Origin of the sequence: Pseudomonas sp. B21-010, from assembly GCF_024749325.1 — a bacterium.
GTDB lineage: Bacteria > Pseudomonadota > Gammaproteobacteria > Pseudomonadales > Pseudomonadaceae > Aquipseudomonas > Aquipseudomonas kilonensis.
Map to the genome: position 1 here is coordinate 1,139,989 of NZ_CP087198.1, position 20,145 is coordinate 1,160,133.

The window sequence follows — 20,145 nt, forward strand, 5'->3', positions numbered from 1 at the left end:
AGTTAGTTACTGCTGGTTAAAAAAAGCAACAGGTTTCGGGGTAGTTCTATTGAACACGCATCTTCCAATGCTGCAATTTGAGGTGTGCTCAATTCATAATCGTAAAAATAGCTTTCCTCTTTGGTCCAGTTCATTATTTTTGCTAGAACCTGAGTGTCAATGCAGAGCTCTTTTTCGAACGAGGCAAAGTCGTCACCGTCAATTACGCCCATTATTTTGTGTTTCATGGTTCTATCCACCTCGTTGGATTGGCTGGTTTGGTTTGGGCTCCCGTAATATGGTCGAATTCGCCCAAGTGCTTTCCTCGCTTGTTATATTTTTCTACGGCGCCATGCTGAAAATCCCATTCATATATGAATTTCTCTTTATCCTTCCAGCGAGGACGCAACCCTCCTCCTTTCATGCGGGTTTTGGATGGCGCCCATTTCGCAGTTGGAAACGCAGGTAAAAAAGCTGGTTTCGGGTGGTAGTCATGATGGGCCGTACTCACCACAACATAAACCGGCCGAACCCCCGAATCCGCCGGAAACACCAGAATGAAATCCCTGTACTCCGGCGGGTAGATCGGGTCGACGATAATGCTGTCGGCCATCGGCGTCGGCGGGTAGATCCAAATAGGCGGTGCCTGGGGCGCAGCTTCCAGGGCGGGAATGCCGAGGGTGTCAGCCGGATTGATAGCCGGCGTCCAGATCAGTTCGATGCCATCCCCCAGGTCGGCGATGAACTGATCGGCTCGCGATGTGAACTGAACAACATCAACCATTTCCCAATCGGGATGCTGGCCGGTATAGAAGCCATACCCCTTGAGACTGCCGTCGGCCTGCTGCTCGACGCTCAGGCGCATGCGGCTGCGGGCCTGCTTGAGGTCGCGTAGCTGGTCTTCGCTGTAAAGCGCGCTGTCGCCCAGATTGGACGGCCAGAGCAGGGCTACGATGCCTGTTAGCAGGGCTGCGCCAACGGTGCCGCCAGCAACTGCAGCCGAGGAGGTTGCCGAACCGCCCAGCGCGAGCCTGCCCAAGGTAACGGGAACCGTGCCAGCGCCGATCCGCTTGAGCGGGATCGTGCCGGATGGATCGGCGCTGCGACCGCCGAGCCACATGAGTTCGCCGTACTGCTTGACCAGATCTGCCGGGACGTAGCCGTTGGGGTTGTTGTAATCGATGATGCCGTTGGGGAGCTTGCAGCTCTTGGTAAACACACTTCCGGTCACGCTGAATACGGGCTTTTTATCCACCGTGGCCCAGCGCTCTCGTTCATAGGCTGCCTGCCGGGCAAGCATGGCTTCGTAAGCCCGCTGCCCGGCTTCGCGCTCGGCCAGCTCGCTGGCGGTCATGTCCCGATAGGTGACGTGATGCCCGTCGCCGCCGGGCGGGTTTCGGACCTTGGGGATGTCTTTTTTGCGTGTCGCCACGTAGTGAATCTCGTCCGCTAAATGCAGTGCAGACGCTAACGCGGGAAGAGAGGGGCGCGATGTAGGAGGATTCTTGAAGTGGTTGTTCCGGTTTCCTCAAAACAGGTAGGGCTGGCTATGTGGGGCCGGAACAATGTGAAGTGTCAGATGGGGCTGTCAGTCAGTGGGCAACCGCAACTCGCGAGCCGACGTCGCCTTGCGCCTTTGCCTACAACTACGCCAGAATCCGCCGGCTTGTCCGCCTTGGGTTGCGTCGGTAGTTTGGGACCTGTCACTGCTCATCAGTGATCGGGTTTAGTCGCCCGTCGTTGCTAAGTCGCTCAAGCGTCCATCAGTCAGGAATCCCCATCCCTGCACTCGATGGTGGCTGTGCGCAGGGCGCCTCCGGGCGCGCCGATATCTTAGCTCGTCGGTCGACTAACCTGCGTACAGCTGCCTCCCAATCGTTTAGTCGCGAGCGGGAAGTAGCCTCAACCAAAGAGAGCTAAGGCTATGGTCAAAATTACACCGAATCCTCCAGTTACAGACGAACCCACGTCCCGTGCGCAGTCTGCCCGCAACAAGAAAATCGACGACGCTACCACGCGAGCGTTGGATTACTACCTGAAACCCAAGCCTAAGATCGAAACGTCTGACAAGTCCGACTCCATTTTACGGATTGATCCGAATGTGGATTCTGAGTGTTTGCTTGCGAATCTCAGTGAGAATCTGGCTTCGGCGAATGCCATGATCAGTGATTTGGCGTTTGATCTGGATGGGTCGCGGCGGCGTGTTGCGATGGGGATTTTGCAGGTGATTGAGGTGAGTGAGCTGTTGGCAAATCGGGCTTTGGATATTGTCGAGGTGAGGTAGGTAGCAATATCACGTGCTACGTAAGCTGGAAAAAGGTCTTGCCCAGCAAGACCTTTTTTGTGTCGAGGAAGACTGTCGCAATGCAGTAAATGCAAGACATCTCAGGGCAATTTTCCTCGTTGTTGTTCTGCCACTGCTTATCCCTGGCGCCGTTACCGGGCTTCTGCGGACCCTAGTAATCGACTAAGCCCGAATATTGCGAAATGTATGTCATCTTGGGTATCCCCATCCCATTCCTCAACTGTTTCGAGCTCTGTCTGCAGCCTTGCAATACGCTGTTTGATCTCCTCAATTTCAAGGGCGCCACAATGCTTAGCGATTGCCAGCCAACCGTCGTCTGAAATTTTTTCCTGGAGAGACAAGCCTGACCGGGCATTCTCAATCAGCTTCTGTAAGTTACTCATCTACGATCTCGGGCGGGCTGCAAAAAAGGTGCCGGGAACTCTGACGATATCCTAAGAGTACGGGAGCGAAAACCCGCGTCAGCCCAGGCCGTCAGCCATTGGGCGAGCAGAACCTGCAAGCCCACATCGTCTTGCGCCTTTGCCTACAACTACGCCAGAATCCGCCGGCTTGTCCGCCTTGGGCTGCATCGGTAGTTTGGGACCTGTCACTGCCCATCAGTGATCGGGTTTAGTCGCCCAGGGTGAAACAGGTTGTGCAAGGCGTCATCCAGTCGGGATTCCCATCCTGCACTCGATGGTGGCTGTGCGCAGGGCGTCCTCGGACGCGCCGGTTTCTTGTTTCCCCGGTCGACTAACCTGCGTACAGCTGCCTCCCATCGTTTAGTCGCGAGTGGGTGATGGCTCCAACTACAGGAAACAAGATAATGGCAAAAGATACTCCGAATCCTCCCGATACAAACGAACACGTCTCCCGTGCTCAGTCTGCCCGCAACAAGAAAATCGATGACGCTGCCACGCGAGCGTTGGATTTTTACCTGAAACCCAAGCCTAAGAGCGAAACGTCTGACAAGACCGACTCCATTCTTCGTATTGATCCGAGTGTGGATTCTGAGTGTTTGCTTGCGAATCTGAGTGAGAACCTGGCTTCGGCGAATGCCATGATCAGTGATTTGGCGTTTGATCTGGATGGGTCGAGGCGGCGTGTTGCGATGGGGATTTTGCAGGTGATTGAGGTGAGTGAGCTGTTGGCTAATCGGGCGTTGGATATTGTTGAGGACAGGTAGCTGAATAGGTGAATCGCTTTTTCACGTATCAAAAGGTCTTGCAAGCAGGGCCTTTTTTGATTTATATGACGAGTAAATCTATATTTCTTGTTTTGGCTAAATGGGAAATAGGAGGAGGTTTGTTTTGTGTAGAAGTGCCTAGATATGTATTAGTTGTGTAGTCCAGGTTTATGGTTGTCAGTAGCTGTTTAACACGGAGGTTTTAAAAAATGATAAATTTTCCCGATTACTCGGCCCTGAAACAACTTGCAGCGGCGCTTTGGCAACAGAGTAATGCATACCACGGTGCTGCTGTGATGGTCGGAGCTGGGTTCAGTCGATGCGGTGCTTCGACTGGGGAAACTGATAAAAAATTACCACTTTGGAATGATCTTTCGGTGCTCTTGGCTAAAGACTTAGGTGCTCAGAGTAATGATCCATTGCGTTTGGCTGAAGAGTACAGTGCTTATTTTGGTAACCAAGCTCTGCGAGATTTAATTAAAAATACAATTAATGATGCTTCTTGGACGCCAGGAGAACTGCACAGGACTTTGCTAGAGCTTCCTTGGTCTGAGGTTCTGACTACCAATTGGGATACGTTGCTTGAACGCGCCTCACTGGAAGTGCATCATCCGGTTTATAGTCTGGTTTTGAGGCAGGAAGATCTTTCTCAAGCTCGATCACCTCGAATAGTTAAGCTGCATGGAACGGTGAATGTCACCAATCATTTGGTTTTTACTCAAGAAGATTATCGTAAGTATCCAATGCAACACGCGGCGTTCGTAAATTTTGGGCGCCAGGTTTTTATTGAGAATGAGCTTTGTTTGTTAGGGTTTTCAGGAGATGATCCAAATTTTTTGCAATGGGCAGGTTGGGTTCGTGATCACTTAGCATACAACGCGAGGCGTATATATCTTGTTGGTGCGTTGAATTTGACTGCAGCAAAACGTAAGTACCTAGAATCTATAAATGTAGCTCCTGTAGATTTAGGGCCGCTAGTCGAGAACTATGACAGTCACGATGCTAAGCATCTGGAAGCTACAAAAATATTTTTGTCCGTCTTGAAGGCGCTGAAACCAAAAAATGCTTGGGAATGGTCACCCACAAATCTTCAACGGCCTACTGTTTCCACGCATGAGCACGACAAGATGCATAAAGATCCTTTATATGCGTCTAAATTGCTTGAGGCTCAACTTGAAAAGTTAAAGAAAGATCGCGAGACCTATCCGGGATGGTTGGTATGTCCCAGTACGATCCGAAGGAAGCTAGAGGGTCAAATTTGTGATCCGTATCCTTCGAAGTCTATTGTTTCTGAAATGCCTAAAGAAACTCGTGCGGCATTATTGTACGAAATTGCGTGGCGATATGATGTGACATATGAAGTGGTTCCTCTCTGGCTGGCGAAGGAACTCGTCAGTATTTGCGATCCTGATAGACCCTGTGTTTTGACAAAGAGGCAGCAGCTGGAGATTTCTGTTTTACTTCTAAAAAGTACACGCTGGCATGAAGATGAAGAATTCGTTTCGATAAAAAAAATAGCTACAAGTATAATAATCGCTAATGTTGGGTATTGGCCTGAATGTGCTGATGAACTAGCATTTCATGAGGCGATCATAGCGCGAGATGAATTGGATTATTCGGTTTTAGAGGAGAGTGTAAAAAAGATTTCTACCAGAAGCCCTATTTGGAAGTTAAGGAAAGCTTCGTTGTTGGCGGATCTAGGGCACTTTGTGGAGGGGGAAGCACTAATAGTTGAGGCTTATAAGGAGTTGTTGGGGCAGCATCGTCATGATAAAAAGTCAATATTCATTTTTTCTAGGCTTGCGTGGGCTCACTGGTTGATGCGAGGAGTTGAGTTAACGAAGCCTGGGACTATATTTGAAGAATTTCCTTCTGTATATCAGGAGTCAAAGTGTGATCCCTGGGATCATATTGAGGTTATTAAGTCACAGGTTTCTGAGGCCTTAGAGGGGCAGGAGAAGCAGCAAGGAATTGAACCAACTTTTGAACCAGGTAGCTATAAGGATAACTCTACTCAAGTCACGTTTAAAAATGGTTTGCATCCACTGCTATTGCTTGACGGTGTATCGAACTCAGTCGGCATGCCGTTGCGTTGGAATGATGTTTCGCTCCTGGTTAATCCCGCCGCGAAGTTAGCTGAGCTTGATGAGATAGGTGTGGATTGTTTTGCGCTTGCAATAAGGGCGGCTAGTAGTGATGTTTCAAAAGTTCTTGATAAGGTTTTGTCAAGGACAAAAATAGCTTGTATGGACCAGCACCACGCTGATTTTTTGTTAAATTCTTGTGTGCGTGCAGTTGAGTACTGGAAGTCAAGGCTCTTGGAAAGGACGAGGCGGAATGAAGACTATCCAGCAAACCGACTGCGGACTTTTATTGAAGCACTGTCTCGCTTATCTGTTCGAGCTTCGATCCAACAAGCAAAACAGCTATTTATATTGGGTGTTGAGCTTGGAAAAAATAAGCTGTGTCAACGGCATATGTTTTCGGAGTCGTTAGCTCATTTGACAAAATACTCGTTGGCGAGTGTTCCTACGTCAATGCATTATGAGTTGTTGTTGGTTGCTTTATCCTTTCCGCTTCAAAGAGAAATGGGTGGAGGGAAGGTTCATAATTGGCCAAATCCAATAATTAAATTTCCAGCTTCTAGCAGGTCGGATAGTAGCGCTATTGATAAACGCATCGATGAAATAATTGATTGCATACCTCCCTGCGCTGATGAAAGCTCATCCGCTTTACTTCGGCTGCTGCCATTGTTAGATTCGAATTTTTTAAAATTGGCTGAGAGGCAGAAAATAATTAATTGTATTTGGGGGAGTGAGCCGAATTACGATAATCTGCCAGAGGTTGGTCTGTTAAAACATGTTTTGATAAGGCTCGGCGGGCAGGATTCTAATTCGATTCGAGCGAGTATTAGAGAATATTTGTTTGAGGCTGAAGGGGAATGGATTTTTGATCCGTTACTCTTGACGAGTATCTCGAATGCCGCAGAGGCCGATGGCGTGCGAGAGTTGCCAAACGAAGTTCAGGCATATAGTTATTTTGCTCGGTTGACGAAGTGGAGACCAAGTGTTGTAGAAAGCGACTTTCCTTGGTTTGCAGGTGGTGAGGATAAACGTATAGTAAGATCTATTGGGGACGCGCTTTCTCGTTCAATTATTCCAGCGATGCCGGCAAATTTTTTAAATGAAGAAAGTTTTGACAAGCTTCTTGCTTTTTATACTGAGGTTGGTTCGCCGCAGGTTGTAGCGGCGTTTGTATATTTTGCGGTTAGTGATGTTTGTTTTTCGGGAAGGGTTGAGAAAATTATTCGGCAAGGATTGCAAGATAAGGAAGCATATAAAGCTATTTATTCTGCTTATGCCTTGTTGAAATGGAGCGATTTACAAGCCGAAGCGCCAGCTGTCATTGGTTTGAGCTCAAGGCTAATCTATTTGGTCGGCTCAAGTCGAATGTCTGGTTTGTCCGGTTTGTCTGATTTGTTATTGATAGTAAATAAAGTATATGGGAAAGGGATTTTGCTTGGTGGAGATGTTGAAGCTTTAATAGAGGTCGTTCCTATGATTTTTGATAACTCAGGTTATAAAAGTGTTTCTCATTATAGTAAGGAGGCCGTAGGTATTTCTTTAGTGCGAGCAGCCTGTGTAAAGCTTGCAAAAGATCTGCTTGAAAAAGAAGGTGCTGGGGATGAGGAGTTGCTTAGAATTCTAACGGAAGGGGAAAACGATGCGCTCCCTGAGGTCAGATTTGCGATTCTAGATTATAAGTAGAATGCAGATTTGGTTCTGGTGAGAGGGAAGCCAGTAAACGATTAACCTGAAGAATGGATTATTTAACGCAGGATCGCAATAAGCTAAGCCCTACAATTATAAAAAACAACCAGACAATCCAGTCGGTTCCTGATGATCGTTTCGGAGCGCTCATAGGCCTCGGCGCAGGAGCGCTTTGTGTTAGCGCCCTAGGAGTAGCAGTGGTCGGACGAGTCGCCTGGGACGCCTGAGCTTGCATCCTTTCAAGTAGTTGCTGATTAGAGCTTTTCTGAGGGGCAACATTCGGTGGAGGGCTCTGAGCTGGGGGCGCTGAAATGCCGCGGTCCTTTCCCATAGTTGAAAGAATGTCAGAGTTTCGACTAAGGACTGGGTTGGCTACGGGCGGTGAGCCGAGACTACGAAGTCGGAATTGAGCTTCTTGCTCTGGCAACTGCTGTATCTGCCCAAGCACGGTAATAGTTATTGAAAGGTGTATATAGCTAACCGCTTTGGCTTGGCCTTTATAAGGAGGGTCGACCAGTCCTGTTATTGACAACCAGCGTCCTACCCAAGATTTATCAGGTAAGTTGGATCCGATAGCCTTCATGCCGTCGGACCAGATGGACAGTTTTATAGCTTGTCCACGCCAGTCAGAAAAATTCACAAATATGTATGGTTTTTTATTAGCTCCCCATCCGGTTCGAATAGAATGTATTTGCCCAATAAGTTCGATGCGGCTGCCTACTTGAGCAAGCACTTGAGCATATTTTGTTGCGTCGCAGACTGGGTAAGCACCCTGATATCCAATAGTGGATGGTATTGTCTTTTGCTTGAATATAATCTCCCCGCCGATAACTCCTTTGTCCTGAAGGAAATTCGCAAGCGTCGGAACGCTTTGAAATTCTCCTATGACCACTCTGGCTAGATTCTTAGCGTGATTTGCCACGCCAGGAAGCTTTAGAACCTCCCCGAAAATTATCGAAGATCCAGGGTCGAGAAAGTCATTTCGCCGAAACACTACTGCGCTGGGTTCTGAGCGAGATACATTCCATAGCGAAGGAGAAATTGTTAGTGCATGAAGGGCAACATCTAAGGTGAGGAAAGAGAAGCGGTCGAGCTTCTCATTGAAGGCTTTTGCGGTTCGCTTCGGATGCTGGAAGTTGACTTGACCTAGCTCGGTCGCAGTAGCCCCTTTGAACCCTTCAACGAACATTCCGTCATAGTCGATTAGCTGCACTGTGCCGCCGTCTACACTCACCATAACGTTTTCGGGTTGAATATCGCCATGAGCAATTTGATTCTGTTCAAGAAATCCTGCTAGTTTGGCGAGAGCTTGTCGTAAACGTTGAAGCGCTTGAGCGTTTTGGTGTTCGCTTTCTAAAAACTCAGCTAAAGTGCGCCCTTGGGCCCATGCCATTTTAACTATGGGATACATCGATCCCTGTATACGAATTCCATTAGGGATGAAATCGAAAGGCAAAAAATAAGGGCTTGCCAGTTGCTTGATTCGTGCGGAGATTGCTCTATAGCGTTGCTCGAGCTCCCGGGACTCTTTGTGAAAACAACGTAGTGCGAACCGCTTACTCGATACGTCAACGGTATATGTCAACGCAAAGCCGCCGCACAAAGCCAAGGGAAGGCCCAATCCGGAGGTCTTTAATCTTCCATGTTTCAACTCGGCGTCTTGCAGTACCAAATGCGGGGACTGCAAAGCTTCGTTGTATTGTTCTAAGGTCGGGTATGCCATGGTTTACGTCAGATGGTGGGGGTAGCAATAATCAAGGTGGTGTCATCTCTACGCATTGCACCGGAAGCTCGCTCAGTCTCTACCAGCTCAAGAAAAGTCTCTTGATCCCTGATTTCGCTAAGCCTCTTAAAGGCGTCCGAGTCGCCTTGCTCTTGGCGGTGCAATAGCCAGGCACCTAGTGCATCGGTCATGCACAGAAGCAAGCACGTCTCTTGCTGGTCATAATTCCACTCTCTTCGAGTCCAAGGCCCTTGGTTGCTGATAATCACTTCAATGTTCAGTTCTCTGCGAGTGGCTAATAGAGTTGGCTTTTCATCGAACTGATGAGCATGGACATAAGGAGCTGTTTCAATTTCGCCATTGCTATTGCACCAAGCTACAAGACTATCGCCTAAAATCGTGACTGTTACTGTTTGTCGATTGGAATCATTCTGTGCCGTCACCAATGTGGCGAAACTGCCACGCTCGTACGCAGCCGCTTTAGACCAAGATAACGTTTGAGGATCGTGAAGCCGTCCATAAGCCTCAATACAAAAGCCAAGCTGCTCGTCCGACGGCTCAGAATCTAAGAACTGATCCACCACTAGGTTAGCCCAGCTTTTGGCATCGAAGGACTCGGAGGCGCCATCTGATAGCACTACACGCCTTCTATTCTGACCAATACGGTAAGCATCCTCGTTGTCATGTGGCGTATCGAGGTGCTTGGCTACCGTCCCATCGAAAAGAATTCGGAATGTCATAGTTAGCGCAACTGAGCAGCCCGGGTGCCAATATCGAAAAAGTCGACAATTTCGGCGATGTCGCCGTTAAAAACAAAGCCCCGAGATTCCATGGTCGCGTTGATACCTTTCTCTTCCGCCGCTCTATGGAGATGCACAGGCAGAGGACTAGACATACGAAATAACAATTTTGCGTAGCTATCACTCAAGCCTGCTTCAGAAGCAGGAAACTTTACTGGGTCTCCCCCACTAGTACTCACGTGGAGGTTGAACAACAGAACATTCCCATCGCTGGTGCTGATTTGTTGGAGCTGCTGAGCCAGACTTTCGGGACTCCCATCAGTCGATTCACCATCAGTGACATGCAAAACTGTCGGAGGGTAGCTGTCCGGATGTGTATCACACCAAGCAACTAACTGCTCCGCCGCGGTGGTGATGGCGTTGCACATCGGAGTGCCTCCACCGGCTTTAGGCTCGAACCAAACTGGAAACTTAATGGACTGCTCTACCAAACCGCCTGCACCATCATCAACTCGTTTGACCCGGTCTTCAACGCGCAAAGGATGGGCTTCAATCTGGGAGATCGGGTGCAAAATTGTTCCCGAAAGCGCCCCCGACAACCCGTTCTCAGCAATAGCGCCGGAGTAACCCAAAACACCAATCTCGAAGTAATCCCGAGTGCCCTCGGACTTCGTGCAGCGGGTAATCAACGTGGCAAAAGTACGATTTAGAACATCCGCTACGAATTGGGCTTTCGACTTTCCATTTGCCATGGTGTCTTGCATCGATCCGGACTGGTCAACCAAGAATAGAAATGCAGTGGGACTGGTACGGCTAATTTCGGCGCTGTAACTCATAAAACCCTCATTGGCTATCGACTCTCCAGAATTTCGATCATATAGCATTTTGAAAACATTCTGGAATCACAAATTTCCTGAAATTTGGATGTGAGAGAGGGGGGATAAATCGCCTAGGGTTTTGTAGGTAAGCTGAATGATCTCTATTGGCCGATAGAATCGATTCTGAGCAATCCATTGAGGCGGCAACGAAAGCGTGTCGCTTGGCTTAGATAGCCGCTTGTTAGCTTTGCTTGATATATGAGGTGTTGATGCGATAGGAGAACCAGAATGTAGCAAAAAAATGTTGTTTTTCAAGCTGTTGTCCGTCAGGAGTTCTATTTAAACTCTGACGCTCATGCCGCAACCCAGCCGTTCATTGAATATTTTTCAGATAATCTCTAAGGGCGATGAGTGGAGCTTCAAGCTGCTCCATGGTCTGTGCAGCGCTGGACTCTACCGCCAAACGCTGCAGTTCGCGGCCTAGAACCGTATGGGTGCTTCCAACCGCCTCTAGCGCCAGCCCCAAACACCGCTCCAGCTTCACCTGAATCCCTCGAACATCCCCCCGCCGCACCAACAACCCAAAAACCTCCCGATCACACCCCCCCATCAACGGATCATCCCGCAGAATCGGGCTGTGGCCTTCCGTTTCATAAGCCAGCTTGAGGGAGTAAAGAGCGACCGTTTCCAGCAGCAATTCCATGGGGTGAAATCCTTAGTGACTGGGTGGGGAGGGGGGGTGATGGTTTATGTCTTGGATTTGGCTGATCGGGGTATTGGTGAGGGTGGTGATCGCATTGTGAGCGCTTCGCGCTCAAGCGGGAGCAAGCTCCCTCGCCACAGGTTCTTCTCCTGCCACAGGTTCTTCCCCTATCACAGGTTTTTCCCTGCCACAGGTTCTTCGCTACCACCGGGGGTCTTCCTTGTTCCCAGGTTCTTCCTTGCCACAGGTTCTTCCTTTCCATGGGGTTGGCTATGGGGGGCCGCTTCGCGGCCCAGCGGGGATAAATCCCCTCGCCACAAAAGGGGAATAAATCCCTTCACCACACAGGGGAGCGGGGATAAATCCCTCTCACCACAAAAGCGCGTGGGGGATTGGTTGGGCTCTGCATTAGCCGCAGAAAACCACTTTCCTACAGACGAAAAAAAAGACCTTGAATTTCAAGGTCTTTCTTTAAGATGGTGCCCCGAGGGAGACTCGAACTCCCACTCCTTTCGAAAACGGATTTTGAATCCGCCGCGTCTACCAATTCCGCCATCAGGGCTCAATGGCGGCGAAGTATAGAGAGGTGACTACCGTTGGTCAATCACGTTTCATGGTGAATTTTTGATATTTCCGCTAGACTTTCCGGCCCTGCTAGACGAACCCCATCATGCGTGTTGCTGACTTTACCTTCGAACTCCCGGATTCGCTGATCGCTCGCCACCCTCTGGCCGAGCGTCGCGCCAGTCGACTGTTGACCCTGGATGGGGTCAGCGGTGCCATGGCTCACCGTCAATTCACTGATTTGCTTGAGCATTTGCGCCCGGGCGATTTGATGGTGTTCAACAATACCCGGGTGATTCCGGCGCGCTTGTTTGGCCAGAAGGCCTCCGGCGGCAAGCTGGAGATTCTGGTGGAGCGGGTGCTGGACAGTCATCGCGTGCTGGCCCATGTGCGGTCGAGCAAGTCGCCCAAGCCCGGTTCGTCGATCTTGATCGACGGCGGCGGTGAGGCGCGGATGGTGGCGCGGCATGATGCGTTGTTCGAGCTGGAATTTGCCGAAGAGGTGTTGCCGCTGCTCGACCGTGTCGGGCACATGCCGTTGCCTCCTTATATAGACCGCCCGGACGAAGGTTCGGACCGCGAGCGTTATCAGACCGTGTACGCCGAGCGTCTGGGGGCGGTGGCGGCGCCGACGGCGGGGCTGCATTTTGATCAGCCGTTGCTGGAGGCGATTGCCGCCAAGGGCGTGGAGACGGCGTTCGTGACGCTGCACGTCGGCGCCGGGACGTTCCAGCCGGTGCGCGTGGAGCGTATCGAAGACCACCACATGCACAACGAATGGCTGGAAGTCAGCCAGGAAGTGGTCGATGCCGTGGCGGCCTGTCGCGCTCGCGGCGGGCGGGTGGTGGCGGTGGGGACCACCAGCGTGCGCTCCCTGGAAAGCGCCGCCCGCGATGGAGTGCTCAAGCCGTTCAGTGGCGACACCGATATCTTTATCTATCCGGGCCGGCCGTTTCATGTGGTCGATGCCCTGGTCACCAACTTTCATTTGCCCGAATCCACGCTGTTGATGCTGGTTTCGGCGTTCGCCGGTTATCCCGAAGCCATGGCCGCCTACAAGGCCGCCGTCGAGCATGGATACCGCTTTTTCAGCTACGGTGATGCGATGTTCATCACCCGTAACCCCGCGCCACGCGGACCCGAGGAAACAGTATGAGTCGCACCTGTCGCATGTCCTTCGAGTTGCTCGCCACCGATGGCAAGGCTCGTCGCGGTCGTCTGACCTTCCCCCGCGGTACCGTGGAAACCCCCGCGTTCATGCCGGTGGGCACCTACGGCACGGTCAAGGGCATGCTGCCGCGTGACATCGAGGCGATTGGCGCGGAGATAATCCTCGGCAACACCTTCCACCTGTGGCTGCGCCCGGGCATGGAAGTGATCAAGGCCCACGGCGACCTGCACGACTTCATGCAGTGGAAAGGCCCGATCCTGACCGACTCCGGTGGCTTCCAGGTGTTCAGCCTCGGTGCCATGCGCAAGATCAAGGAGGAGGGCGTGACCTTCGCCTCGCCGGTGGATGGTTCCAAGGTGTTCATGGGGCCGGAAGAGTCGATGCAGGTGCAACGCGATCTGGGTTCGGACATCGTGATGATCTTCGACGAATGCACGCCGTACCCGGCCGATGAAGACGTGGCGCGGGTGTCCATGGAGCTGTCGTTGCGCTGGGCCCAGCGTTCGAAGAACGCCCATGGCGAGAACACCGCGGCGCTGTTCGGCATCGTCCAGGGCGGCATGCACCGCGACCTGCGCATGCGCTCGCTCGAAGGCCTGGACAAGATCGGCTTCGACGGCCTGGCGATTGGCGGCCTGTCGGTGGGCGAGCCCAAGCACGAGATGATCAAGGTGCTCGATTACCTGCCGGGCGAGATGCCGGCTGACAAACCTCGTTACCTTATGGGCGTTGGCAAACCGGAAGATCTGGTTGAGGGTGTGCGCCGCGGTGTGGACATGTTCGATTGCGTGATGCCAACCCGTAATGCCCGCAATGGGCATCTGTTCATCGACACGGGTGTGCTGAAGATCCGTAACGCGTTCCATCGCCATGATGATTCGCCGCTGGATCCGACCTGCGATTGCTACACCTGCCAGAACTTCTCCCGCGCTTATCTGCATCATTTGGACAAGTGCGGCGAAATGCTCGGCAGTATGCTCAATACCATCCACAATTTGCGCCATTACCAGGTGCTTATGGCTGGTTTGCGCGAGGCTATTCAACAGGGTACATTGGCCGCCTTTGTCGAGGCCTTCTATGCCAAGCGCGGGTTGCCTGTACCGCCCTTGGACTGAGTTTTCCGATCCTAAGATTCAATACTTGCAACTGGAGTGCTAAATGAGCTTTTTTATCTCTAATGCCATGGCTGACGCGGCTGCACCTGCTGCTGCCGGCCCTATGGGCGGCGGTTTCGAGTGGATTTTCCTGGTCGGCTTCCTGGTCATCTTCTACCTGATGATCTGGCGTCCACAGGCCAAGCGCGCCAAAGAGCAGAAGAACCTGCTGAGCAACTTGCAGAAGGGCGATGAAGTGGTCACCACCGGCGGCATCGCAGGCAAGATCACCAAAGTGGCCGATGACTTCGTGGTACTGGAAGTGTCCGACACTGTTGAAATGAAGTTCCAGAAGGGCGCTATCGCGGCCACGCTGCCAAAGGGCACGCTGAAAGCGATCTAAGTAACAACTTCTATTCAATCGACGGGGCGCGCAAGGCGCCCCGCGTCATAAGCGGGCGGCGTGATGCTGAACAAATACCCTCTGTGGAAATATGTACTGATCCTGGCGGTGCTGGCGGTCGGTCTGATTTATTCCGCTCCCAATCTATACCCGGATGACCCGGCCATTCAGGTCAGTGGCGCAAGCACTGCGCTGCAGGTCACCCAGGCCGATCTGGACCGTGCGAGCGCTGCGCTCAAAGCGTCCAATATCGACGTCAAGGCTGCGTCCCTCGCCGAAAACGGCAAGGGCGGCCTGTTGCGTCTGGCCAAGGCCGAAGACCAGCTGCCAGCCAAGGACGTGGTGCGCAAGGCGTTGGGCGACGATTACGTTGTGGCCCTGAACCTGGCCCAGACCACCCCGCAATGGCTGCGCAAGCTCGGCGCGCATCCGATGAAGCTGGGCCTGGACTTGTCCGGTGGTGTGCACTTCCTGCTGGAAGTGGACATGGAAAAAGCCCTCGACGCGCGGATGAAAGTCTACGAAGGCGACGTCAAGAGCTTGCTGCGTAAAGAGCGCGTGCGTTATCGCAGCCTGCCGCAACTCGACGGTGCCATTCAGCTGGGCTTCAGCGATACCGATACCCGCGAGCAGGCTCGTGCGCTGATCCGCAAGAACTTCAATGATTTCGACGTTGTGCCGGCCGACCTCAATGGGCAGGCAGTGCTGCGTCTGGCGATGACCCCGGCCAAGCTGGCGGAAATCCGCGAATACTCCATCAAGCAGAACTTGACCACGGTGCGTAACCGCGTCAACGAGCTGGGTGTGGCCGAGCCGATCGTGCAGCGCCAGGGCGCCAACCGCATCGTGGTTGAGCTGCCAGGCGTGCAGGACACTGCCGAAGCCAAGCGTATCCTCGGCAAGACCGCCAACCTGGAATTCCGCCTGGCCGCTGAGCCGGGTGCTTCCAAGGCCACTTCCGAGAGCTTCGAGTTCCGCGAGGGCAATCGTCCTGCGGCGCAGATCGAGCGTGGCCTGATCATCACCGGTGACCAGGTGACGGACGCCAAGGCGGGCTTCGACGAGCAGGGTCGCCCTCAGGTGAACATTCGCCTGGACGGCCATGGCGGCGAGCTGATGAACCGCGCTACGCGCAGTAACGTCGGTCGCAGCATGGCGGTGATCTTCATCGAGCAGAAGCCGACCACCACTTACACCAAGCAAGTGGTCAACGGCGTCGAGAAAGACGTCGCGGTGCAGACCTTCAAGGAAGAGAAAAAGATCATCAGCCTGGCGACCATCCAGTCGCCACTGGGCAGCCAGTTCCGCATCACCGGCCTGAACGGCCAGGGTGAATCCTCGGAACTGGCCCTGCTGCTGCGTGCCGGTGGTCTGGCCGCGCCAATGTACTTCGCTGAAGAGCGCACCATTGGCCCGAGCCTGGGTGCCGACAACATCACCAAGGGTATCGATGCTTCGCTGTGGGGCATGCTGTTCGTGTCGCTGTTCATCATGGCCATCTACCGTTTCTTCGGCATCATCGCCACCGTCGCGCTGGCGGTGAACATGGTGATGCTGCTGGCCTTGATGTCGCTGCTGGGGGCCACGCTGACCCTGCCGGGTATCGCCGGTATCGTGTTGACCATGGGTATGGCGGTGGACGCCAACGTGCTGATCTTCTCGCGGATACGTGAAGAGATCGCCGCGGGCATGACGATTCAACGGGCAATCAACGAAGGCTTCGGCCGGGCATTCACCGCGATCCTCGACGCCAACCTGACCACGTTGCTGGTCGGCGGGATTCTCTTCGCCATGGGCACCGGCCCGGTCAAGGGCTTCGCAGTGACCATGTCCCTCGGGATCTTTACCTCGATGTTCACAGCCATCATGGTGACCCGCGCAATGGTCAACCTGATCTTTGGCGGTCGTGACTTCAAGAAGTTGTGGATTTAAGGGGCTGCCATGTTACGTACAATCAACTTCATGGGCGTTCGCAACATTGCGTTCGGCGTCACATTGTTCCTTACCGTACTGGCGTTGTTCAGCTGGTTCCACAAGGGTCTGAACTACGGCCTGGACTTCACCGGCGGTACGCTCATCGAGCTGACCTACGAGCGTCCGGCCGACGTCACCAAGGTGCGTGAGCAACTGGCGTCGTCGGGCTACAGCGATGCCATCGTGCAGAGCTTCGGTGCGACTACGGACCTGCTGGTGCGCATGCCGGGTGCAGACCCGCAGCTGGGTCACCAGGTGGCCGAGGCCTTGCAGAAGGCCGGCGGCGACAACCCGGCCCAGGTCAAGCGCGTCGAGTTCGTCGGCCCGCAAGTGGGTGAAGAGCTGCGCGACCAGGGCGGCCTCGGCATGCTGATGGCGCTGGGCGGCATCCTGATCTACCTGGCCTTCCGCTTTCAGTGGAAGTTCGCGGTGGGCGCGATTGTCTCGCTGATCCACGACGTGATCGTGACCGTGGGCATCCTGTCGTTCTTCCAGATCACCTTCGATTTGACGGTGCTGGCGGCAGTGTTGGCGATCATCGGTTACTCGCTCAACGACACCATCGTGGTGTTCGACCGGGTGCGTGAGAACTTCCGTGTGCTGCGCAAAGCGTCCTTGATCGAGAACATCAACATCTCGACCACCCAGACCCTGCTGCGGACCATGGCGACGTCGATCTCCACCTTGCTGGCGATTGCTGCGCTGTTGTTCTTTGGTGGCGACAACCTGTTCGGTTTCTCCATTGCGCTGTTTGTCGGTGTGTTGGCGGGTACTTACTCGTCGATCTACATCGCCAACGTGGTGCTGATCTGGCTGAACCTGAGCACCGAGGACCTGATTCCTCCTGCGGCCACCGAAACGGAAGTGGACGACCGCCCGTAAGGCTCCGGTTTTCACCCGTCACTGCTGAAAAGGCGCGAGTTGAACTCGCGCCTTTTTTTATGCTCCAAGGCTGGGAGAAGCGCGGATTAATCCGCTTGTGATGGTCAGGAGGTTCAAGTGAACAAATCGATGCTGGTTGGTGCGGTATTGGGTGCTGTCGGTGTAACAGCCGGTGGTGCGGTCGCCACCTACAGCTTGGTAAAAAGTGGCCCTGAGTATGCGCAAGTATTGGCCGTGGAGCCGGTCAAGACCCAAATCAAGACCCCGCGTGAAGTGTGCAAGGACGTCACCGTGACTCGGCAGAAGCCAGTCCAGGACCAGCACCAGATCGCCGGTACCGTCCTGGGCGCCGTAGCCGGTGGCCTGCTGGGCAACCAGATCGGCGGCGGCACCGGTAAGAAAATCGCCACCGTGGCGGGTGCGGCCGGTGGTGGTTATGCCGGTAACAAGATTCAGGAAGGCATGCAGGAACGCGACACCTACACCACAACCCAGACTCGCTGCAACACGGTCAACGACATCAGCGACAAGGTGGTCGGCTACGACGTTCGCTACATGCTCGACGGCAAAGAAGGCAAAGTCCGCATGGACCGCGACCCGGGCAACCAGATCCCGGTGAGCAAGGAAGGCCAACTGATCCTGGGCCAGAACGAACCGGCCCAGTGATCCAACCGCTATGAAAGAAGCACCCTTCGGGGTGCTTTTTTTGTGCCCGCATTTCATGCCCCACCTCAACCCCCCCTGTGGGAGCGAGCTTGCTCGCGATAGCGGTGGGTCGGCTTTCAAGGATGTTGAATGTGCCGGCCTCTTCGCGAGCAAGCTCGCTCCCACAGTGGATCTCCAGTGGATATAAACCTGTGCCCGACCCAAATCCCCTTGTGGGAGCGAGCTTGCTCGCGATAGCGGTGGTTCAGCTTGCATCAATGTTCAGGGTGTCATCCATTGTGGCGAGGGAGCTTGCTCCCGCTCGGTTGCGCAGCGACCGCAAGATCTTGGGTCTGCTGCGCAGCCCAGCGGGAGCAAGCTCCCTCGCCACAGTGTCCACATCTGAGCTGGGTGGTGTGAGGCAGGCATAAAAAAAGCACCCCGAAGGGTGCTTTTTCTGTAGCCGGTTGCTTAGCGCTTCAGCGAAGCCGGCAGGTGCGGCTGGATGGCGGTGAGCACAGCCTTGAAGCATTTGGTGTTGCCGGCAACGATGTGGCCTTTTTCAAGGAAGTCGTGGCCGCCGGTGAAGTCGCTCACCAAACCACCGGCTTCCTGGATCAGCAGGGCGCCAGCAGCCATGTCCCATTCGGACAGGCCCGATTCCCAGAACGCATCGAAACGGCCAGCGGCCACATAAGCCAGGTCCAGGCTCGCAGCGCCGGCGCGGCGGATGCCGGCGGTCTGGCCAACCAGGGCGCGGAACATGCCCAGGTAGTTGTCCAGGTTGTCCATCTGGTCATCGCGGAACGGGAAGCCGGTACCCAGCAGGGCGCCGTCCAGGCTGGTGCGGCCGCTGACGCGCAGGCGACGACCGTTCAGTTGGGCGCCACGGCCACGGCTGGCGGTGAATTCTTCCTGGCGAACCGGGTCCAGCACAACGGCGTGTTCCAGGCGACCACGGTATTTGCAGGCGATGCTGACAGCGAAGTGAGGAATGCCGCGCAGGAAGTTGGTGGTGCCGTCCAGCGGATCGATGATCCACAGGTACTCTTCGCCTTCGATGCCAGTACCGGCGTGCATGCCGGTCTCTTCACCGAGGATGGAGTGGTTTGGGTAAGCCTTGCGCAGGGCGTCGACGATCTTTTGCTCGGCGGCGCGATCTACCTCGGACACGTAGTCCTTGGCGTCTTTTTCATCGACCTTGATGGTATCCAGGCGCTCGATGGAGCGGAAGATCAGTTCACTGGCGCTGCGGGCGGCGCGCAGCGCGATATTCAGCATGGGCTGCATGGATGTGTCACCTAAGGTTGTTAAAGAAAGCCGCGCATTCTATCAGAAAGTTTTCTCAGGAGAAGGTTGGTGTTCGCTTTCATAGCTTAACGGTAGGTGCTTATGTAAGATTTGCTCCCTTTATCGTGTTCGAGAGCGCCTCCCTTGTTGCAGAACATTCGTGTCGTCCTGGTCAATACCAGCCATCCGGGTAACATCGGCGGAGCTGCGCGGGCCATGAAGAACATGGGCCTGTCGCGCCTGGTGCTGGTCGAACCGCGCTTGTTTCCCCATCACGAAGCCGACGCCCGGGCCTCCGGCGCCGGCGACATCCTCGCCAACGCGCAGGTCGTCGCCACCCTGGAAGACGCCCTGGTGGGGTGCAACCTGGTGCTCGGCACCAGCGCTCGCGACCGGCGTATCCCCTGGCCGCTACTCGACCCCCGCGAATGCGGCACCAAAGTGGTCGAGGAAGCCGCGCAAGGCTTTGAGATCGCCCTGGTGTTCGGCCGTGAAGACTCCGGCCTGACCAACGACGAGCTGCAGCGATGTCACTTTCACGTGCATATCCCTTCCGACCCCGAGTTCAGTTCCTTGAACCTGGGGGCGGCGGTGCAGGTGCTGAGCTATGAAGTGCGTATGGCTTGGCTGGCAGCCGAAGGCAAGCCCAGCAAAGTCGAAAAAACCGAGGTCACGTCGCCGCGCAGTGAGACACTGGCGACCATGGACGAGCTGGAACGGTTCTTTGAACACCTGGAACAGACCCTGGTGGACATCGAGTTCCTCGACCCGGAAAAGCCGCGACACTTGATGGCGCGCCTGCGTCGGTTGTACGGACGAAGCTCGGTCAGCCGGGCGGAGATGAATATATTGCGCGGCATCCTCACGGAAACCCAGAAAGCGGCCCGTGGCGAGCTGATTAAGCGGAAGAAATAAA

At 54.0% G+C, this 20,145-nt stretch carries 18 protein-coding genes and 1 tRNA gene; 10 read left to right on the forward strand and 9 right to left on the reverse strand.

All coding sequences use genetic code 11. The features are described 5' to 3' along the window. Nucleotides 1–2: 2 nt before the first annotated feature. Both LOY50_RS04835 and LOY50_RS04840 read right to left on the reverse strand, forming a co-directional pair. Nucleotides 3–227 (reverse strand): hypothetical protein, encoded by a 225-nt coding sequence (locus tag LOY50_RS04835; protein ID WP_258690397.1) that lies wholly within the window; start codon nucleotides 225–227, stop codon nucleotides 3–5. Then, nucleotides 224–1,411, reverse strand: coding sequence for a colicin E3/pyocin S6 family cytotoxin (locus LOY50_RS04840; protein WP_258690398.1), 1,188 nt, complete (start codon nucleotides 1,409–1,411; stop codon nucleotides 224–226). The genes LOY50_RS04835 and LOY50_RS04840 overlap by 4 nt, the downstream gene beginning before the upstream one ends. A 492-nt stretch (nucleotides 1,412–1,903) precedes the next feature. Here LOY50_RS04840 and LOY50_RS04845 point away from each other — a divergent pair, with 492 nt between their 5' ends. Then, nucleotides 1,904–2,263, forward strand: a complete 360-nt coding sequence (locus tag LOY50_RS04845; RefSeq protein WP_253471722.1) for a DUF6124 family protein — start codon at nucleotides 1,904–1,906, stop codon at nucleotides 2,261–2,263. 152 nt (nucleotides 2,264–2,415) lie between these two features. On the opposite strand, the gene LOY50_RS04850 is transcribed toward LOY50_RS04845, so the two are convergent. After that, complete coding sequence (locus LOY50_RS04850) at nucleotides 2,416–2,667, reverse strand: hypothetical protein (RefSeq protein WP_253471724.1); 252 nt, start codon at nucleotides 2,665–2,667, stop codon at nucleotides 2,416–2,418. A 425-nt stretch (nucleotides 2,668–3,092) separates the two neighbouring features. On the opposite strand from LOY50_RS04850, the gene LOY50_RS04855 reads away from it, so the two are divergent. Then, a complete protein-coding gene (locus LOY50_RS04855; RefSeq protein ID WP_253471726.1) occupies nucleotides 3,093–3,452 on the forward strand; it encodes a DUF6124 family protein in 360 nt (119 codons plus the stop codon). A gap of 209 nt (nucleotides 3,453–3,661) precedes the next feature. Next, a complete protein-coding gene (locus LOY50_RS04860; protein WP_253471728.1) occupies nucleotides 3,662–7,219 on the forward strand; it encodes an SIR2 family protein in 3,558 nt (1,185 codons plus the stop codon). 58 nt (nucleotides 7,220–7,277) lie between these two features. Here the strand turns inward: LOY50_RS04860 and LOY50_RS04865 are convergent, their stop codons facing one another. The 5 genes from LOY50_RS04865 to LOY50_RS04885 form a co-directional block, all read right to left on the reverse strand. Next, nucleotides 7,278–8,945, reverse strand: a complete 1,668-nt coding sequence (locus tag LOY50_RS04865) for a protein kinase family protein (protein WP_258690399.1) — start codon at nucleotides 8,943–8,945, stop codon at nucleotides 7,278–7,280. Nucleotides 8,946–8,953: 8 nt separating this feature from the next. Further along, on the reverse strand, nucleotides 8,954–9,685 hold the full coding sequence (locus LOY50_RS04870; protein ID WP_253471732.1) for a hypothetical protein: 732 nt from the start codon (nucleotides 9,683–9,685) through the stop codon (nucleotides 8,954–8,956). Nucleotides 9,686–9,687: 2 nt separating this feature from the next. Continuing rightward, a complete protein-coding gene (locus LOY50_RS04875; protein ID WP_253471734.1) occupies nucleotides 9,688–10,521 on the reverse strand; it encodes a vWA domain-containing protein in 834 nt (277 codons plus the stop codon). 355 nt (nucleotides 10,522–10,876) lie between these two features. Beyond that, nucleotides 10,877–11,206 (reverse strand): hypothetical protein, encoded by a 330-nt coding sequence (locus tag LOY50_RS04880; protein WP_258690400.1) that lies wholly within the window; start codon nucleotides 11,204–11,206, stop codon nucleotides 10,877–10,879. Nucleotides 11,207–11,683: 477 nt separating this feature from the next. Further along, nucleotides 11,684–11,768: transfer RNA gene (locus LOY50_RS04885), tRNA-Leu, on the reverse strand. Between the two features lie 108 nt (nucleotides 11,769–11,876). Between LOY50_RS04885 and queA the strand changes: the two genes are divergently transcribed. From queA to LOY50_RS04915, 6 genes are all read left to right on the forward strand, one after another. Further along, nucleotides 11,877–12,926 carry a tRNA preQ1(34) S-adenosylmethionine ribosyltransferase-isomerase QueA gene (queA, locus tag LOY50_RS04890; protein ID WP_018607457.1) on the forward strand — a complete coding sequence of 350 codons (1,050 nt, stop codon included), beginning with the start codon at nucleotides 11,877–11,879 and terminating at the stop codon, nucleotides 12,924–12,926. 14 nt (nucleotides 12,927–12,940) lie between these two features. After that, nucleotides 12,941–14,056: a tRNA guanosine(34) transglycosylase Tgt gene (gene tgt / locus LOY50_RS04895; RefSeq protein WP_161951757.1), complete on the forward strand. Its 1,116-nt coding sequence runs from the start codon at nucleotides 12,941–12,943 to the stop codon at nucleotides 14,054–14,056. A gap of 43 nt (nucleotides 14,057–14,099) precedes the next feature. Beyond that, a complete protein-coding gene (gene yajC / locus LOY50_RS04900) occupies nucleotides 14,100–14,438 on the forward strand; it encodes a preprotein translocase subunit YajC (protein WP_003197982.1) in 339 nt (112 codons plus the stop codon). Nucleotides 14,439–14,501: 63 nt separating this feature from the next. After that, nucleotides 14,502–16,370, forward strand: coding sequence for a protein translocase subunit SecD (gene secD, locus LOY50_RS04905; RefSeq protein ID WP_214511308.1), 1,869 nt, complete (start codon nucleotides 14,502–14,504; stop codon nucleotides 16,368–16,370). Between the two features lie 9 nt (nucleotides 16,371–16,379). Next, entirely contained in the window at nucleotides 16,380–17,294 is a 915-nt protein-coding gene (gene secF, locus LOY50_RS04910) for a protein translocase subunit SecF (RefSeq protein ID WP_214511309.1), read from the forward strand. Nucleotides 17,295–17,411: 117 nt separating this feature from the next. After that, on the forward strand, nucleotides 17,412–17,960 hold the full coding sequence (locus tag LOY50_RS04915) for a glycine zipper 2TM domain-containing protein (protein WP_014336691.1): 549 nt from the start codon (nucleotides 17,412–17,414) through the stop codon (nucleotides 17,958–17,960). Nucleotides 17,961–18,410: 450 nt separating this feature from the next. On the opposite strand, the gene suhB is transcribed toward LOY50_RS04915, so the two are convergent. Continuing rightward, a complete protein-coding gene (gene suhB, locus LOY50_RS04920; protein WP_003185165.1) occupies nucleotides 18,411–19,229 on the reverse strand; it encodes an inositol-phosphate phosphatase in 819 nt (272 codons plus the stop codon). Nucleotides 19,230–19,373: 144 nt separating this feature from the next. Between suhB and trmJ the strand changes: the two genes are divergently transcribed. Continuing rightward, complete coding sequence (gene trmJ / locus LOY50_RS04925) at nucleotides 19,374–20,144, forward strand: tRNA (cytosine(32)/uridine(32)-2'-O)-methyltransferase TrmJ (protein ID WP_003185164.1); 771 nt, start codon at nucleotides 19,374–19,376, stop codon at nucleotides 20,142–20,144. Nucleotide 20,145: the final 1 nt, after the last annotated feature.

Bases quoted from the DNA above. Each gene is read 5' to 3' on its own strand.
- queA (WP_018607457.1), top strand. From the start codon at position 11,877: ATGCGTGTTGCTGACTTTACCTTCGAACTCCCGGATTCGCTGATCGCT.
- suhB (WP_003185165.1), bottom strand. From the start codon at position 19,229: ATGCAGCCCATGCTGAATATCGCGCTGCGCGCCGCCCGCAGCGCCAGT.
- LOY50_RS04860 (WP_253471728.1), top strand. From the start codon at position 3,662: ATGATAAATTTTCCCGATTACTCGGCCCTGAAACAACTTGCAGCGGCG.
- yajC (WP_003197982.1), top strand. From the start codon at position 14,100: ATGAGCTTTTTTATCTCTAATGCCATGGCTGACGCGGCTGCACCTGCT.
- LOY50_RS04875 (WP_253471734.1), bottom strand. From the start codon at position 10,521: ATGAGTTACAGCGCCGAAATTAGCCGTACCAGTCCCACTGCATTTCTA.
- LOY50_RS04855 (WP_253471726.1), top strand. From the start codon at position 3,093: ATGGCAAAAGATACTCCGAATCCTCCCGATACAAACGAACACGTCTCC.
- LOY50_RS04845 (WP_253471722.1), top strand. From the start codon at position 1,904: ATGGTCAAAATTACACCGAATCCTCCAGTTACAGACGAACCCACGTCC.
- secD (WP_214511308.1), top strand. From the start codon at position 14,502: ATGCTGAACAAATACCCTCTGTGGAAATATGTACTGATCCTGGCGGTG.
- LOY50_RS04835 (WP_258690397.1), bottom strand. From the start codon at position 227: ATGAAACACAAAATAATGGGCGTAATTGACGGTGACGACTTTGCCTCG.
- LOY50_RS04865 (WP_258690399.1), bottom strand. From the start codon at position 8,945: ATGGCATACCCGACCTTAGAACAATACAACGAAGCTTTGCAGTCCCCG.
- tgt (WP_161951757.1), top strand. From the start codon at position 12,941: ATGTCCTTCGAGTTGCTCGCCACCGATGGCAAGGCTCGTCGCGGTCGT.
- LOY50_RS04880 (WP_258690400.1), bottom strand. From the start codon at position 11,206: ATGGAATTGCTGCTGGAAACGGTCGCTCTTTACTCCCTCAAGCTGGCT.
- LOY50_RS04850 (WP_253471724.1), bottom strand. From the start codon at position 2,667: ATGAGTAACTTACAGAAGCTGATTGAGAATGCCCGGTCAGGCTTGTCT.
- secF (WP_214511309.1), top strand. From the start codon at position 16,380: ATGTTACGTACAATCAACTTCATGGGCGTTCGCAACATTGCGTTCGGC.
- LOY50_RS04870 (WP_253471732.1), bottom strand. From the start codon at position 9,685: ATGACATTCCGAATTCTTTTCGATGGGACGGTAGCCAAGCACCTCGAT.